We start from the raw sequence: 15,566 nt of genomic DNA, 5'->3' as shown, positions 1-15,566 counted from the left end.
TATCTAACCCTCCCTTTAATTCGTGTCAATCCAAACATCATTTGCCGCAGGGGTTGTTGGAGCTACTTTTCCAACAGTAAACTTTTGGCGCACATTATTCACCTTTGAAGATAAGGCAGGGTCAAGCATGTTTTCATAGACGGTAAGTGGGTCATCGCCGCCAGCCATATGAGTAGAGGCATGTGAGAAGTAAAGCTTGCCAACATTCTTAAACCACTTAGCACTAACCTCTGTTCCTGCCGAGATCAAACCAGCATTTGCGCCAGTTATAACGATGGTATCAAAGAAACCATTATTCTTGATCACAAAGTCCGTGTACGGAGTCATGCTCGAACCGTTTACGATCAGGTCAATATTTTCCTCCGCGATATTAAGGTTAGCATCGACAGGGATAGACTTATTAGAACCTTGGGTAGCGAAGATGTTAAATTCTAGCTGTCCATCGTTTGCCTTCCATGTTTGATAGTAACGAGCAGTGTTACTGTCGAAGTCTCGAACCATTGCTTGAACTTCGGCTTCCTTGGTGTTGACATAGTTGACGAAGTAGTTCTTCTTATCTTCCATTGTTGTAACACCATTGTCCCTCGTAACATTGAGAGCGCTTGTAGCAGAAGCGACAGTCGTGTTGATCGTGTTCACACCATTTGTGACAGCCGTATCAACCTCTGCCTTCTTGCCAGTAACATAGGTGTTCATTTCAGTTTGCTTCGTAGAGATGTAGCCTTGAACATTGTCACGGAAAAATCCTTCGAGATTGGTGATCGCATCTTGAAGTTTGTTGAAATCTTCCGGTGTGAAAACCTTGTCGCGGAGCTTTGTCGTCAGGCTACTCAATTCCGTCTGTTCAGATGGAGTGAGTGTAGACTTTAACTTCAACTCTTGAAACCTTTTCACATCTGCGACATTGGAGGCTTGGATATCAAAATGCTCGATAAATGTATCAAGCTGGTCAGGGAATACGGAGCGATTCGCCATCTTACTTCACCTCACAAGTAATATTTAAGTTCATTCCAATTTGTTGCAGTACAATAAACAGTTGCCCAGTGTTGATATCTCCAATAATGTCGGAGGCAACTCTGCTCTCGATATCCATATTCGCCGACTTTTTGATGGCGACGATCTTTGTTCCTTGAACCTCTACCGTGATCTCGACTGCACCACCTTTAATTCGCACAAGTTCAACATCTTTACTTACATCTTCTGCCCAAAGTTTAATGGTGAAATCAGACTCGATGTTGAATCCATCGTCAAAATACACAAGTCCATCCCTGACATCAACCTTGCCATCGTCAGTGAAGACATGACCGTTACCATGCCCGATGATACGAACAGTCGTCCAGGTCAGACGCACATATGGCTTATCAATAAATGTGTCAGCACCGAGGTTGAAATACACAGTAGGAGGGATGTAATCAGCGATCACAGAGATCAGACCGGATGTTCCAAGTAGATCATTCTGTGTAACACCGATACACTCGACAAAGTATTCTTTACCGTCCTCCAAGATGTACTTAAAGGTGTATTCAAGAAGACCATCATACAAGTAGTCCGATTGTTCCAGTACATGCTTGAACTCGTCATAGAGGACGAACTTGTAAGCCTTCAACTCAAGAAGCTGATCTTGACTATATGTTCCGATCACCGTTGCTGTCTGGTTGCGGATATAACCATCGTTCAGTACGGACATGCGAGGTCTTGTGTTGAATCGGAGAACAGTTGGGTTGGATATAGCCGAGTCACCGTTTGCATTAAACACCTTCACGGTATATGTGTACTCTCTTCCATCAATAAGTGAGTAAGGAGGAACTGTGTACTTCGTGATGTAGCCTTGGATTTGATTTGTCTTGTAGACAATTGAGCCGTTGGCTATGTCCTTGAACTCAATAATGAAAGAGCGCATTAAGTCGCCGTTGTTCTTCCATGTGATTTCGAGTTCTTCACCAGCAGGGAAGGTGAGGTTTTCCGGTGCAATGTTGCTCGGTTTCAAGATCATTTTCACACCTCCTAGAAATAAACCCATTCATGGTATATAGGGTTGATAATAAAAAAATGCAACCCATGAACATGGTGTTCACAGGTTGCAAAAGATTAGCTTTGGGAGGTGATGTAAGGGTCGAGCGACTTCATCATCTCATCAAAGTTATTGGCGTTGATCGTGTTGATGTGGATAGCAACAGTCTTACCATTAGGCAGACCAGCCTCCAGTTTTGCAGCAAGAGCAGGGGTGGTGATACCAACAGAAGGAAGTCTCAGCGCGGAGTGTAGTCTATCCATCATGTCAGGAGTCATTGTAAATTCGCCTTTAAGCAGCTTTGCAATTTCCTCATGTTTAGGGTCGAGAGCTACACCACCAACGAAGCCGCCAACATGGTACTGAGGGAAAATCCAGTTACCTTTTGAATCTTGCTTCGCTCCGATCTGCTGGGCAAGTGCCTTGTTTTGATCGGCAAGTGCCTTTTTCTCATCTGGGCTTGCATTAAACCAATCCGCACTATTTTGTCTCATCTGGTTGACGATAGACCCAATAGCCGAAGGGCTTTGTCCAGAACCAGAGGCAGATGCACCAGCGGTGCTATCGACTCCCAATCCACCACCAGCCGCGATACCTGCTTGGAAGCTTGCCGCGATTGTCTGACCAAGGGTGAACATCTCACCTGCTTTAGCAGTGATGTATTTGTCCAAGTCGGCAGACAGACCATCCATCAAGGATTTGTTCAACGAGAATCCGGTGTCATACATCGGTTTTTTGTACTCGTCGTACTTGGCTTGCATGTCCTTGTTGAACTTCTCAACACCTTTTAGGGCACCGTCATAACCAGACTTGCGAATCAGCTCAAGGGCTTCTTGATGAATGCGCTCATCGATCATTCTGTCATCCCAGTATTGATTGAACGAGTCCATCTCATACTGCTGGTACTTTTGAAGGTCGGCAAGTTGTTCCTCGTAGGCATCTCGCTTTGCTTGAGCTTGGTCTTCTAGCCGCTGCTTCTCATCCTCAAGGGCTTTAATTGCATCCTCTTTGGCCTTCTGGGTGACTAGATCGTTCTTCTGCTTTTCAAGCTCTGCGACTTTTTCATGGTCATAGGTGTAGATTTCCTTGCCAGTCGCCTCATCAATGTAAGCAAAGCGAGTATCGTTCTTAACTTTCTTAAGCTCATTTTCGATATCTAAGAGTTGGTTTTGATACTCCTGTAGATCGTTTTGCTCTTGAAGTTGGTCGATCTGTTTCTGCTTGTCATCAATCGCTTTCTGTGTCTGCTTCTCCCAATCTTTCTGGGACATCCCGAAGATTCTCTGTTCGAGATCAGCTTGCTCCTTCTCCTGTTTAGCGAGAAGTCGTTTCTGAGCGACTTGTTTCTCCAGCTCAAGACCTCTACGATACTCAGCCTCAATAGTAGCCTCCATGTCGGCTCTAGCATCTCTCGTAGCGGCATTGGCATCGACAATCGCATTCGCGTTGTCTTCAAGGAGACTACCAAGCTGTTCCCAGAGGGAGAGGAGAGGTTGGAGCAAAGTCTTTTGCTCTGTGGTCAGACTGTTCATAGCAGCGATCTTTTGGACACCACTCATTTTCGACCAACCCTTAATATAGGTGTCGAGCTTGTTGTTCACTCCCCACAGCAGATCGTTGTAGGTCTTGTGATCGTTGTTAAGCTCTTTGAGCTTCTTGCCCTCTTGGTCGATAAGCTTTGCATCAAGAGAGAGTCGTTGAGATGGTGAGTTTGGTGCCAGCTCATCAATCTCACTAATGTCATTCTTTAGCTTATTTATGCTCTTATCAAGCTGGTCAACTTGATACTTGGCAACAGCAGAAGAACGAGCGACCTTGTTCGTAAATGCGTCAGCCGCCATCTCGACTTGAAGCTTTTGGATTTCCAGTCTGAGCTTCTGATACTCAGCAGTAGTCTGAGCAATGTCCTCTTTATTACTCCGCATCTTCTCGGTAAGCTTCTGATATTCGCTTGTTAGGCTCGATACTTTACCTTTCTGCTCATCGGAAAGCTTGTTGAGGGCAGCGAGCTTCTGCTCACCGGACATGTTAGTCCAGCCCTTGACATACTTCTCCAACTTACCGTTTACGATGTCGAGGGAGTCGCTATTTGTCTTCTGCAAAGAGTTCAGGATTGAAAGTTTGTCGGATTCTTTGCCTCGAATCTCAACGATCTTGTCAATGCGCTTCTGGCGGTTGCCCTCAGTGTCATCAATGGCATCAAGCTGAGTCTTCAAGATTGAGATTTCGCTGTTGATGACCTCAAGCGCATCAGTCTGGAAGTCAAGGTAAGTCGTACCCTTTGGAGCAGGAGTTCCCTTTTCCTTCTTTTTCTTACCATCGTCAGCGAGTGGTGTACCATCCCAGTCCTTCGGGTCAAATGGCTTGATTCCTTGCAAAGTCTTGAGTGTACCCTCAAGTTCCTTTAGTTTCGCGTCGAGATCGCCGACTGCTTTGACATCAGCGGAACTTCCACCAAGCAAACCAAGTTTACCTTGACCTTTCAAGTAGTCATAGACTTTATCGTCAGCAACCATCATAGGGACATCACCGGAAGCTCTTAGACCATTGATCTGTTCCGAAGTAAGACCGTGGTTGGGCAGCATACTGGAAGCAAAGTCTGCCGTCTTGATACCGGATGCCGCGAGAAGATTCTGCATAGCAGTCATCTCAGTCTGCATCATTTTGATACGAGATTCGGTATTTTCTTTCTTCGCCTTGGTCTGTGCGATCTCAGCTTGTATGATGTTAATAGATGCTTGCTTCGTAGACTCATCAAGCTGTACAGTTGTCGCGATCTCGTTCAATTGTGCATCTGTCAGATGACCAGTTTCGCCGACCTGTTTCTTAATCGCCTCGATGTCGAACTCCCGTTGTTTTGTAACCTTGTTGATGTTTCCCGCATATTGAGGGAAGACAGTCTGTAGGGAGGCAACGATTGACTTCAATTCGATCTCGTCATCAGTCGTCCGTTGTGTCATAGAGGAAAGCTCTTGGTATCGAGCAACTTGTTCTCTCATAACATCGTTAAACTGGTGGTCTTTCTCGATGACTTCAATTGTAGAGTAAGCCTTCCGAGTCGTCGCATCAGAACTTGTGATCACCAGAGAGTTCAGCTTGGCTAGGTCGTCACCAACAGACTCCGTAGAAGTTCCCAAGCTCTTAAGAGTTTTTTCGGACTCTTTCATTGCTTCACTGTACTTTCCGATATCGTTTGTAGCTTTAGCGTACTCTGCGCTCATGGCTACACCGTTACCAGTAGAAACATAGGTATTGCCACTTAGAAGGAGATCATTTGCCTCTTTCTGAGCCTGGGCAAGACCTTTGGAAGCTTCCTCATACTTCTTGCGAGCTTCGTCCATTGCGTCAGCTTTATCTTGAAGCTCTGGAATATAAGTGTCTTCAACAACCCTTTGATTAAGGATATCTTGAAGAGACTCATGAGCCGCTTTGAAAGCTTCTGTTTCTTTCCGAGCTTGTTCCTGCTTCTGTTTGTACATGAAGAAGGCTGTAGCGGCAACGCCGAGCAATCCAATGACCGCTGTGATCGGGTTGGCCAATCCTGCAATTGCTCCACCGAGCAGACCGGATGATACGGCTCCGACTTGTTTAGCGTTGTTCAGTGTCAACTGTGCGGCAACATTCGCTTCCGTAGCAACTGTGTTAGCTGTCGTGGCGACAGTGTTTGCGGCAGTTGCACCAGACTGAGTTGTCAAGATCACATTGCCTTGAGAGTCAACGATGTTGACTGCTTCTTGTGCGGCGGCATTGGCTGTCTTTGCGACAGTGTTTGCCGTGGTAGCAGCAGTGTTGACAGCATAGACATTTTGTCCTGCGGCAACAGCGGCATTAAGTAGGGTTTGGCTCTGAGAGAGCATGGCAAACCTAGCAACAGTGTTGGCAATAAACTGAACCAAACCAGAGCCGGTAAGAACTTGGACACCTTTGCTAACCAGAGTGAGTGTAGCTGCAAATTCAAGTAACATCAGAATACCAGACTTCATAACAGGGTCGAGGTGGGCGAACCACTCTACCGCGCTAGTGATACCGGACACAAGCCCCTTGAGGCTATCCAGCAATCCGCTCTCACCGACAGACCATGAAAGCTCTTGGAAAGCAACCTTAAGCGAGTTGATCTTATGCTCATAAGTGTCACCCAACGCCGCTGATTGTTGTTGCAAGTAGCTACCAGCTTGATTGAGAGAGTTGAGGGAGTCTTGCACCACATCTCTCGTTTCTTGCCAGTGTTCGAGGAGTACGCCAACATAGTCACGACGACGAATCCGACCGAGAGCATTTGAAAGCTCTGCAATAGCCTGAGTGTTATTGTCCAGCTTGAGTCGTTGGAATGTGTTGCCGAGCTGCCCCATGATATCGTTAAAGTTATTGAACTCTTTACTGTTCTTTTTAACTTCGACACCATACTTCTCAAGGACTTTGATTGTCGATGGATCTTCAAAGTAGGAGAAGACCGTCTTCATAGCTGTACCGATCTCTTCACCGGAACGAGACATATTGTTCGCAAATACAGCCGTCATAGCGTTCAAGTCATGGTAGGTCAATCCCATCATTTTGCCTTGTTCACCGACACGGCTAATCATTTCAGCCAAGTCTTTCGCGGAACCGACAGCGGTTGTATCCGCTACCTTAACCCAAGACGACATGACATGCTCTGCCTCTGTCCAGTTCAAGCCCATTTGGTTCAGAGTGGAGTTGAGGAGTTGAACCGCTTCTTCTGCACTATCGAAGCCACCAGTCTGCAATCCCATTGCTGTGACCTTAGTAAGCTCGGTCATTGCATCCTTACTCTTTGCAATGCTATCCGATGCCCGCGCCCACAAGTTCTGAATCTGCTGGACATCCGCAACCTGAGTTCCGGTTTCCTCACCAACATCAAAAGCTTGTTGACGAAGATCAGCAACCATCTGGCTCTTCATGAGCTTATTCAAGTCTTGGTCAGGGGAGAGCTGAGGAATAACACGGCTCAAGTTGACGCTCGCACTCTCGATCTCCTTGATAGACTGAGCCATCTCCTTAATACCTTGGATGCTTCCGTAGATAAGAGTGGAGTCGAAGGCATAGTTCGTCAAGCTCTTGAATCGCTGTTCAGCAGAACCGAAAGCACTGTTGACACTATCCTTAACCTTCAATACCTCGTTATTGTAGGCTTTTAGGTTAGTAATCCGTTCCTTCTCCAATTTCTGATCGTACTGAGCCGCCTCTTGTTGAAGTCTGCGAAGATCATTACGAGTAAAGGTAGTCTCGTTTTGAAGCATCTGGTCAAGCATTTGCTTGTGAGCAGCTTGATCTTCGATGTAGCCAGCCCTACGCATATGGATGAGGCTGTCAACGATCTCCTTACTTTGGCGCTCATATTCCTTCTCGTAAGCAGTCTTAGTGTCAGCCTCGATCTTATCTTGGCTCTTCGCTTGATCGCTATTGATTCTCATGTACTCCTTGGCAAAGGTGCTCATGTCCTTTTGATTGAAGGAGACTTGGGCTTGTTGCTCGTATTGTTTCAGCTTCGCAAGATACTGGATGAAGTCGATCTCGCCTTGTCTGTAACGCTCTTTATCGAGATCGATAAGAACTTTCAGATTCGTGCGGTGTTGATCGATCATCTCATTGTACTCAGCTTGCTGTTCGTTGTGCAGACGCTTTTCCTCAGTCTCTTGAGCCTTAAGGAGCTTCATACGAATCGCTTGTTCTTCTTTTAGAACCTGTTCGCGAGTCTTCTCAGCCTGTACTTCCTGTGCAAGCAAATTATTGATCTCTTTCTCTTGCTGGGCAGCTACAGCGCGACGAATCTTTTGCTCTTCCTTGAGAACAAGTTCGCGTTCACTCTCAGCCTTCTTTGCGGCGGCAATTTCGGCTTTAGCTTCTGCTTCTGCGGCTTTGACTCTAGCATTGGCGGCTTTCATCCGTTCGCTGGCAGTGGCATTCGCGTCAGATCGATCATATGCGGCTTGCGCTTTGTCTTCCGCGATTCTAGCTTTTGCTCGTTCGTTCGCGGCTTTCATGCGCTCCTTGGATTCGATGTCAGCGTTCTTCTTGATCTCGGAGATCAGTTTCTTCTCAGCCGCATCAGCCGCTTTAACACGCTCGTTTGCCGACTTCATTCGCTCTTGAGCATCAAGGTCAGCATTCTTCTTGAGTTCAGCCGCCGCCGCTTTTTCAGCCTCGATCTGCTTGTTGACGCGATCATTGGCTTCCTTCATGCGTTCTTTGGCATCAAGGTCTTGGTTTTTCTTAAGCTCATCAGCCGCCGCTTTATCGGAAGCAATAATCTTATTAACCCGATCATTGGCGTCTTTCATCCGATCATTGGCGATCTGATCAGCAACCCTTTTCTCAGACTTGTAGTTGGCTTGCTCAACTTGTTCCATCTGTTTCCAAACTCTGTTCATCAAAGCTTCTGCTTTAACAATCTCGCTGTTAAAACCAGACAGGTCGGAAGGAGAGAACTCTTCACCTTTACGAGTAGCCCAACCTTTCTTTGAGCGATCAGATGCAATGACTTTGTTCATTGCTTGACGCTGTTGGTCGATATACTTCTGCAACTCGCTTGCGGCTTGTTCAGGGGAGATGTGACCGACAGTGTAGTTGTGGCTGATAGCCTCAACGACCTTGGCTTGCGCTTCCTTAACCTTCTTTGCGCCTTCCTCATACTGTTTGGCAACATCACCCGTTACTTGCTTAATTTGCTTACCAGTATTCTCAAGTCCGGTTTTGAGTTTACCAAGATTGTTCGCAACACCAAGCTTGTCGAAGATTTCTCCGAGCTTGCCAGCTTCCTCGGCAAGAGACTTAAGCTGTGCCTTGGCTTCTTTGACATCCTCTTTTAACTGAGTTGTACCAAGACCAACCTGACCAAACATTTTTGGAGCATTACCATTCTCCTCAAAAGGCATCACCGATTCCTCCTAACAAATAAAAATAGCAGCCAGGAGGACGGTGATGTCTCCTAACTGCCTTGTGCTCTACTTTGAAGAGCGAGAGCATCCGACATGCGGAATACTTTCTCTTCGTTTGATTTCGTGAACAGAGGGAAGTCTTCTTGGTTTATGTCTGGACTCAATGACGCAAGAGCCATCTTCATATCCCAGTTCAGTTTTCTTCCGATTCCCTCAATGACATTCTTAAACATGATATAAGTCATATCCAAAATATCTTTCGGTGTCATGGAGGTATAGGTCAAGATTGCATTAACAGCCTCCTTGTACCCTATACCTCCGTCCCGTTTTTTCCTTCTTTGTCCTCATCTTTCTGAGTAGGGATGCCGTTAATGGTAAGAATCGTGTCAATGATCTCAACAAAGTTGCCAGCATTAATGTTTTCCATCACATCGTCAACATCGTCATCTCTGAATGATTCCTTCATTACATATGTGACTGCGGCAATGCCTTCATCAAATATCATGTTGTTCCACAATGCCTTTGGATTTATGAATCGAACATTCTCAATGAAGGAAGGGAATTTCTTCATCGTAACTGGATACACCGTTCTGGAATTACCATCAGTAAACCCACTGCAATCATATGGCAATCCAAGTACAGCTCTAATATCTTCTGCCATCTTAACCTCTCCTTTTTGGTCGAGCGGAATAGTGATTTCATAGTAATAGCGGGAGGGGCTGTATAATGCAACCCCTATGAAAAATGAAAGAGCATATTTTTTTTGATCGAACTCTTTTGTTGTTCGATATATGAGTATACATGAATCGGAAAGTGAGATTATGGAAACCCTCCTAGCTAGGAGGGATTAATATGACTGTTAGATGGAGCACATTTATTGAGGCTGTTATTGAGATGTATGACGCAGTTGGGAAGCCCGAAAGCCACACATTTGACCCTAAAAGCTTAACAAACAAGTTGGACCGAGATATGTATTATTGTGTATCTGTTGAAGGCGAAGAAAAAATGAAGTTAATTAAATTAAGGCCCGGGGAAAATATGAAAGTTGTAGAACCTAAAGCCAAAGATGTCGAAGGGTATGTGGATAACACTGGTCATATGGTTAAGTTTTCAGGGGCGTTAAGTCAAATCCTTCAGGAAAAATCTATAGATGGTTTTGTCATTCAATGGGTTGCAAAATTGGATAAAAAAGATGTCTTCACAGTGGATTTAAGGGGTGTAATTACGGATAATGAGGGATTCAAGAGAGATCACCCTGAATGGTCAGACTGCATAGATCAAATGCCACAGCCACAACAGGGAGAGAAACAAATAATACAACTAGGACCAAAATGTGGTGGAGATTTTGACAGATGTGATCATGAAAAAGACGGATCAAATTTAGCAATCAGGCCAATAGAAATGCCAGGGGAAGGTGGTTTGTTTCGGAAGGGCGTTAAAAGCTTTACACTTTATCTATGGAATGCGAATTTTGAATCGACCGAATCCTGGAATATCCCAAGTCCTCATTATCAAGCTGTTCCATCTGACGGTCCAAATGGTTACTTTGACAATCATTGTTTAATCGTTAAAAGTATACCCCAAACAACCCCAGCACCTTCGGGAATATATCAAGACCTCGATATATTACTTAATGGGATTATTCGTTTTGGATGCCAAATAAGAAAAATATCTGGCCCAGACGATGCGACAGTAACGATTGCGATTTGGTCATTGTCTGCGGGCAAAGCTTCGTCGACGAAATACCGAATTCCGGTAAGTGAAATGTATTTTGACTGTTATACAGATGCTTTTGTTGAATGGGATGACATTCTGCGAGTTGAAATCTATTTACCAGAGAATACCGAATATTACATTGGTGGTGCGTATTTAATTCAACAATATACTGATATAAAACCTGAATATCGCCCAGCGCATCCAGCTCCTCGTCCTCACGACCCACCTGACCGTGGACCATATGATCGAGGTGGTCCTCATAGATAAGTAAAAAAAGTGGGAGACTCCTAAAGGAATCTCCCACTTTTATCTTGAGAACACTGTGTTCATAGGTCAATTAGACAACCGGTGCAATGGTGAAATCCCATAGCTTCTTGTCCATGCGTTTAGGGTCAAGAGCTTCAAGCTCGATCTTAGGCGCGTAAGCCGTTTGAGATTGAAGGTTGAACTCGAATGCGTTTTTAGCTTGTGCCTTGTAAACAACAAGCTGACCTTGTGCAACGATACGGTTGTTGTCGTCATAAACCGGAATACGATGGATAAACTTGAACGGTTTAGCCAGCGTGTCTTTGCCGACAGACAGAGTTTGCGCGTCTGCGCTTGTTTTCCAGTCGAATACGATGTCAACCTCAGTTCCAGCATCGGCAGGGGCAAAGTGAATCAGTTTCGCATCAGTCGTGTCAACGAAGTATTGACCTTTTGCGATAGTCGCCAGATCAGTGGCTTTTGTGAAGCCTTCGATGATTGGGTCGCCTTCGATTTCATGGTCAACCGTTACTTGACCGTCAGATGGAATCATGATGCTCGCAACATCAGTGAAGACCGCAACACCAGTGGTGATGTCTGCGCCCTGCGTAACATTCAGCATGTTCAGCGAGAATGTTGCATTCGTAGCGGATACCGTGATGGCTTTATCTTTCGGGAAAGTAGCCAGCGCATATGGGTTATCGCCGCCATAAACCTTCTCATCGTTCGCAGTACCGGAGATCGTTACATCTTTCAGTTTGGACAGTGCAACGACTTTTTTCTCGTCGAGGAAGTCGCGCAGAATAGAGCTGCCAACTCCGTAGAGAATGTTGTTCATTGTTATTTCCTCCTTATAGTCTTATCAGATCATAATTGAAAACCAAGCCGTACTTCACCCACTCACGGCTATCTGTTTGCATGTTAGCCAATCGGTTGTAGTACCGAAGACCAACGCCAGCGGAGACAGGGGAGAGGTTCAGCCTTTTTCTCCTCTCATTGTCTAAGAGACTAATGAGCCTTTCTGCAACCAGTAGAACACGGCGATCAGCCATATTTTTTTCCTTGGTCACATAGATGTCCAATTCAAGCCAACCTTTTTCAACATTTGGGTTGGAGGTTGGGACAGATGGTAACTCATAAACACACAGTCTGCTCAAGTTATCTACGACAAGATCACTAGGATACTTGTCTTCGACGATCTGTTCACGGATTGATTTCATGAGCCTTGTTGGTGTTCCGTTGACATCTGTCACAGGAACCTCTAGAAGATCAAGAAGCTCCTTGTCTTGAACAATGACTTGAAAAATACTGACCGTGATATCTTTTAAGTTCATCGAATCCCTCCTCTCAGATATTTTGGGTTGTTGAAGTTGAAACTTTGGAACACCTTGTCAACATGGATTGTGAGATATTCATTGGCATACCTCATAGCTCGCTCAAGCCAGTGTTTGGGAGCTTCCGGTACAAAGTAAGGCTTCTTGGTTCTTGGGTTGATTTTCTGCTCCAAGTTTTGACCAGCCAATGTTCCTCGCTTGTTTGTCCGAGTGATCTCGCCATGACCGGTAGCAAAGTTAGGCATTTGATATGTGCCAGCGGGACGACCGACAACAACCATGTCACCACTCCTAAGGTTGTTGAAGTACCCACTGCGGATATATTCATCAAGCCAGGGATTGCTCTTATCCATCAAGCTACCAGTACCATAGTTGTCAAGGAAGGCAAGCCAGTGCTGTGCCCCGACATAGAAAACAATCCCATCCATACCGCGATTAAAAACCTCCTGCTTAACGAACCATGCGGTGTCATCGTCAAGTGCTTCTGTCGCACCTGCTCTCATAGCAAAGAGGATATCGGTAGCAGCATTTTGTACGGCTAACGCAAACTCATAGAGTAGGTCATTGTATAGTGCTTGCTCATCAAAAGACAATCCAAGCTGGTTCACTGTCATGACCGAACACTCGCCAACTGTACGACATGCAGACCTTCCGTAATATCGTCTATGTCTACGACTCTGTACTTTTTGTTTTTGAAGACCACAATGTCTTCCAATTGAATGTCAGAGTCAACATCGGATATAAACCGTAACACAGACTCATGAAGAAGACCGACATCGTACTGCTTTTCTCGTGCCGTCAGTCGTTCAATGAAGCCGATAACAATACCCTTGCTTGTTTCGCCATCGTTGAGCATATCGCCGAATGTGCTACTCGTTGGGTCTTCATCGAATATTTGCCCATAACGGAACACCTCAACATTGGCGTTACACATTAGGACAGTCATCGAGAGACTTACGATATCATCATTCGGAATGGTGTATACCAGCGCAGTTTTACCGCTGGTGAATTGGATGGTAGAGCCTTTGTTGATCGGTATTTTCTTAGACACGACAGCTTGCTTCGAGTTTTCATCAATATTGCTGTAAGCCTTCTGCAAGTCGGATATCATGATCTTAGTCGGAACACCGTCAACCACACAGTCCTCGCCGATCTGGACGAGAAGTTCTTCGACATATGATGTGACATCATCAATTGGCAGATCGAATGCCATGTCACTCACCGTCCTTCTTAATCAAAGGCATCATCAAGACATACTTTGGTTTTTCAGGTGGAGCATACTTGTCACCAAGTCGCTTAATGTCGTTTCCGAGGTTAAGGAGTTTCTTGCGAATGATCTCGAAGTTCTTCGGACTCACACCAGCTACCTCAACCAGCTCGATGATCGAGAAGGCTTTGGAGCCAAGATACTCACATTCATCTTGTATGGTTTCGTGGTTATGCGGTTGTGTCATCAGTCGAACCTCCCATCTCACTCGCGCTACCAATAGCAATTGTTCCAAAAGTCGCAAGGGTCTTAGCAATCTCGGTGTCAAGCCACCATACGATACGCATAGCCTCTTTTGCTCGTTCGGTCAATCCGGTTACTGCAAAGTTGATCGTTTTGAAGTTTACAGCCTTCTGCGTCAAACCATGATGGTCTTGGAAGGCGAAGTTGCGGAATGCGTACAAACCACACAAGTAGACTTGCTTGGTGGTGAGGTCGGCAGATATTTCCGTGTCACTAACATTCCAGTCTACATCAAGCGCAATACTGGCTTGAGTCACACCAAGCTTGGCGTGTTTGATAGGGACATCAGCGTTGGCATAGGTCACTTCGACACTCTTAAGAGTCTCGATCACCTCAATGACATTAGAAAGGGGAGTAGCCATCTAGCTCACCCCCTTATGCTTCCAGCAGTTCATTCAGACGAGCTTCGATAGCTTCTACAACTTTGATGGATTTGTCTTGCTCTTTTGCCGCAGTCAGGATGGCACGAACAACATTTACGCTGTCAATGTCCTCAAGTGCAATTTGAACTTGCTTGAGCGGCTTTTTAAGCATAGCTGCAATATCAGCGTCCGTCAGAGCATTTGGAGATGTAGGGATGTCGATCTCGGCAGGAACAGCATCAATATTATCAACTTTCAGTGTGCCGCGCTCGAACGCAGTGGAAGTATTGCGTACATACGCCAATTCGTCAGCAGACAGTAATGCGAAAGCTTTTGGCTTAACAGGAACAACTTTCCCGTTTAACGAAGTAAGGTTGATGTTGACCGGACTTGCAGTAAGGTTGGTAACTTTGATTTTTTCCACTTTAACCTCTCCTTTGGTTGATTGAAATTAAAAAGAGGGTAGGAGGGGCGTACCCATACCTACCCATGAACATCGTGTTCAGATGTTACTGAACCTCGATTACGAACATGCCGTTCGGGTCAGTGATAGTCGCGCCCCACTCTTTGTCGATACGAGCGTTCCAAGTCCAGTCTTCAATCGAAGACTCTTGACCGAACTTCGAGTCGCCATAAGTGCCAGCGTAACCCAGTTTTTGCGATACGACATAAATACGGTTCTGAGGAACCAGAATCTTGCCAGTCGCTTCGTCTTTGACTTCGGATACGGACATGATGTTCGCACCGCGATATACGCCGATACGACCAGTTTTCATGATCTCGTCTTTAGTCGTGTCAGTGTAACCGCTGAAATCGCGGATTTGGTTGACGAGCTTCATGTCGCCGATGATTGTTGCACGACCGCCTGTGCGGTAAACAACCTCGTCGATGGCTTTGTTTACGGACGCTTGAGACAGAGCAGATGTGTCAGCAAGGAACAGGTCTGCGTTGCTTGTTGCGTTGTAAACTTGACCCAGAATAATGAAGACTTTTTCGACGATTGCACTTTGGAGTGCATCTTTAGCATCCGACAGCAATTCAGCCAAGCTGGATACACGACCAGCTTTCAGTTCGTCAAGCAATACTTCCGGACGAACAGACAGCGAATCAAATTCCATCGAAAGCGTCTCTTGGTAGTTGCGGCTCTTCGGAGTCGAGGAGTTTGGAGCAATCCAGTACGCTTTGATGCCTTTCTTCTTCAACCGGAACTCAGGTTTGTCACCCAGTTGGAAGTTTTTATAGTTGAAGATGTACGGTGCGATATCGAACTTGTTAAAGTTCTGGTCAAGGTAGATCGCGATTACTTCTGCGATTTCGTTACGACCATCTTCCGTAGAAGCCATTTCTTTCAGCAGCTTTTCCGCTTTCACAAGACGCTCGTCAGTAGGGGAAATTTCACCTTTGACGAACAGTTCAGCCAATTCCATGAAGTTCATTTAGACTTCCTCCTTGTTTTTGGGTAATAAAAAAGACCCCGAAGGGTCTTTCGTCAGA

The 15,566-nt window shown here is 45.6% G+C and carries 14 protein-coding genes; 1 reads left to right on the top strand and 13 read right to left on the bottom strand.

Annotated features, from left to right (window positions below; translation table 11 throughout):
- Nucleotides 1–15: 15 nt before the first annotated feature.
- From WFK81_RS13665 to WFK81_RS13645, 5 genes are all read right to left on the bottom strand, one after another.
- The gene (locus WFK81_RS13665) at nucleotides 16–975 is read right to left on the bottom strand and encodes a hypothetical protein (RefSeq protein ID WP_336786960.1); all 960 of its coding nucleotides are present in this window, start codon (nucleotides 973–975) and stop codon (nucleotides 16–18) included.
- 1 nt (nucleotide 976) lies between these two features.
- The gene (locus tag WFK81_RS13660; RefSeq protein WP_336786959.1) at nucleotides 977–1,993 is read right to left on the bottom strand and encodes a fibronectin type III domain-containing protein; all 1,017 of its coding nucleotides are present in this window, start codon (nucleotides 1,991–1,993) and stop codon (nucleotides 977–979) included.
- 95 nt (nucleotides 1,994–2,088) lie between these two features.
- Complete coding sequence (locus WFK81_RS13655; protein WP_336786958.1) at nucleotides 2,089–8,901, bottom strand: phage tail tape measure protein; 6,813 nt, start codon at nucleotides 8,899–8,901, stop codon at nucleotides 2,089–2,091.
- Between the two features lie 53 nt (nucleotides 8,902–8,954).
- Nucleotides 8,955–9,173, bottom strand: coding sequence for a hypothetical protein (locus tag WFK81_RS13650; RefSeq protein WP_336786957.1), 219 nt, complete (start codon nucleotides 9,171–9,173; stop codon nucleotides 8,955–8,957).
- 41 nt (nucleotides 9,174–9,214) lie between these two features.
- Nucleotides 9,215–9,565 carry a hypothetical protein gene (locus tag WFK81_RS13645; protein ID WP_336786956.1) on the bottom strand — a complete coding sequence of 117 codons (351 nt, stop codon included), beginning with the start codon at nucleotides 9,563–9,565 and terminating at the stop codon, nucleotides 9,215–9,217.
- Nucleotides 9,566–9,756: 191 nt separating this feature from the next.
- On the opposite strand from WFK81_RS13645, the gene WFK81_RS13640 reads away from it, so the two are divergent.
- Nucleotides 9,757–10,887 carry a hypothetical protein gene (locus WFK81_RS13640; RefSeq protein ID WP_336786955.1) on the top strand — a complete coding sequence of 377 codons (1,131 nt, stop codon included), beginning with the start codon at nucleotides 9,757–9,759 and terminating at the stop codon, nucleotides 10,885–10,887.
- 70 nt (nucleotides 10,888–10,957) lie between these two features.
- On the opposite strand, the gene WFK81_RS13635 is transcribed toward WFK81_RS13640, so the two are convergent.
- From WFK81_RS13635 to WFK81_RS13600, 8 genes are all read right to left on the bottom strand, one after another.
- The gene (locus tag WFK81_RS13635; RefSeq protein WP_336786954.1) at nucleotides 10,958–11,704 is read right to left on the bottom strand and encodes a hypothetical protein; all 747 of its coding nucleotides are present in this window, start codon (nucleotides 11,702–11,704) and stop codon (nucleotides 10,958–10,960) included.
- Between the two features lie 13 nt (nucleotides 11,705–11,717).
- Nucleotides 11,718–12,200: a hypothetical protein gene (locus WFK81_RS13630; protein WP_336786953.1), complete on the bottom strand. Its 483-nt coding sequence runs from the start codon at nucleotides 12,198–12,200 to the stop codon at nucleotides 11,718–11,720.
- On the bottom strand, nucleotides 12,197–12,814 hold the full coding sequence (locus tag WFK81_RS13625) for a hypothetical protein (RefSeq protein ID WP_336786952.1): 618 nt from the start codon (nucleotides 12,812–12,814) through the stop codon (nucleotides 12,197–12,199). The genes WFK81_RS13630 and WFK81_RS13625 overlap by 4 nt, the downstream gene beginning before the upstream one ends.
- Nucleotides 12,811–13,413 (bottom strand): hypothetical protein, encoded by a 603-nt coding sequence (locus tag WFK81_RS13620; protein ID WP_336786951.1) that lies wholly within the window; start codon nucleotides 13,411–13,413, stop codon nucleotides 12,811–12,813. Before WFK81_RS13620 ends, WFK81_RS13625 begins: the two co-directional genes overlap by 4 nt.
- 1 nt (nucleotide 13,414) lies before the next feature.
- Nucleotides 13,415–13,654 carry a hypothetical protein gene (locus WFK81_RS13615; RefSeq protein WP_336786950.1) on the bottom strand — a complete coding sequence of 80 codons (240 nt, stop codon included), beginning with the start codon at nucleotides 13,652–13,654 and terminating at the stop codon, nucleotides 13,415–13,417.
- Nucleotides 13,638–14,072 (bottom strand): hypothetical protein, encoded by a 435-nt coding sequence (locus WFK81_RS13610; protein WP_336786949.1) that lies wholly within the window; start codon nucleotides 14,070–14,072, stop codon nucleotides 13,638–13,640. The genes WFK81_RS13615 and WFK81_RS13610 overlap by 17 nt, the downstream gene beginning before the upstream one ends.
- Nucleotides 14,073–14,085: 13 nt before the next feature.
- Entirely contained in the window at nucleotides 14,086–14,496 is a 411-nt protein-coding gene (locus tag WFK81_RS13605) for a hypothetical protein (RefSeq protein ID WP_336786948.1), read from the bottom strand.
- Between the two features lie 85 nt (nucleotides 14,497–14,581).
- Nucleotides 14,582–15,508 carry an HK97-fold major capsid protein gene (locus tag WFK81_RS13600; protein ID WP_336786947.1) on the bottom strand — a complete coding sequence of 309 codons (927 nt, stop codon included), beginning with the start codon at nucleotides 15,506–15,508 and terminating at the stop codon, nucleotides 14,582–14,584.
- Nucleotides 15,509–15,566: the final 58 nt, after the last annotated feature.

The organism is Paenibacillus sp. MMO-177 (assembly GCF_037147795.1).
Lineage (GTDB): Bacteria > Bacillota > Bacilli > Paenibacillales > Paenibacillaceae > Pristimantibacillus.
The sequence above is the reverse complement of the archived record's forward strand: the minus strand, read 5'-3'. Positions and strand labels throughout refer to the sequence as shown.

Excerpts from the sequence above, each read along its gene's own strand:
- WFK81_RS13650 (WP_336786957.1), bottom strand. The coding sequence starts at position 9,173 with ATGACACCGAAAGATATTTTGGATATGACTTATATCATGTTTAAGAAT.
- WFK81_RS13600 (WP_336786947.1), bottom strand. The coding sequence starts at position 15,508 with ATGAACTTCATGGAATTGGCTGAACTGTTCGTCAAAGGTGAAATTTCC.
- WFK81_RS13640 (WP_336786955.1), top strand. The coding sequence starts at position 9,757 with ATGACTGTTAGATGGAGCACATTTATTGAGGCTGTTATTGAGATGTAT.
- WFK81_RS13615 (WP_336786950.1), bottom strand. The coding sequence starts at position 13,654 with ATGACACAACCGCATAACCACGAAACCATACAAGATGAATGTGAGTAT.
- WFK81_RS13610 (WP_336786949.1), bottom strand. The coding sequence starts at position 14,072 with ATGGCTACTCCCCTTTCTAATGTCATTGAGGTGATCGAGACTCTTAAG.
- WFK81_RS13630 (WP_336786953.1), bottom strand. The coding sequence starts at position 12,200 with ATGAACTTAAAAGATATCACGGTCAGTATTTTTCAAGTCATTGTTCAA.
- WFK81_RS13620 (WP_336786951.1), bottom strand. The coding sequence starts at position 13,413 with ATGGCATTCGATCTGCCAATTGATGATGTCACATCATATGTCGAAGAA.
- WFK81_RS13645 (WP_336786956.1), bottom strand. The coding sequence starts at position 9,565 with ATGGCAGAAGATATTAGAGCTGTACTTGGATTGCCATATGATTGCAGT.
- WFK81_RS13660 (WP_336786959.1), bottom strand. The coding sequence starts at position 1,993 with ATGATCTTGAAACCGAGCAACATTGCACCGGAAAACCTCACCTTCCCT.
- WFK81_RS13635 (WP_336786954.1), bottom strand. The coding sequence starts at position 11,704 with ATGAACAACATTCTCTACGGAGTTGGCAGCTCTATTCTGCGCGACTTC.
- WFK81_RS13655 (WP_336786958.1), bottom strand. The coding sequence starts at position 8,901 with ATGCCTTTTGAGGAGAATGGTAATGCTCCAAAAATGTTTGGTCAGGTT.
- WFK81_RS13625 (WP_336786952.1), bottom strand. The coding sequence starts at position 12,814 with ATGACAGTGAACCAGCTTGGATTGTCTTTTGATGAGCAAGCACTATAC.
- WFK81_RS13665 (WP_336786960.1), bottom strand. The coding sequence starts at position 975 with ATGGCGAATCGCTCCGTATTCCCTGACCAGCTTGATACATTTATCGAG.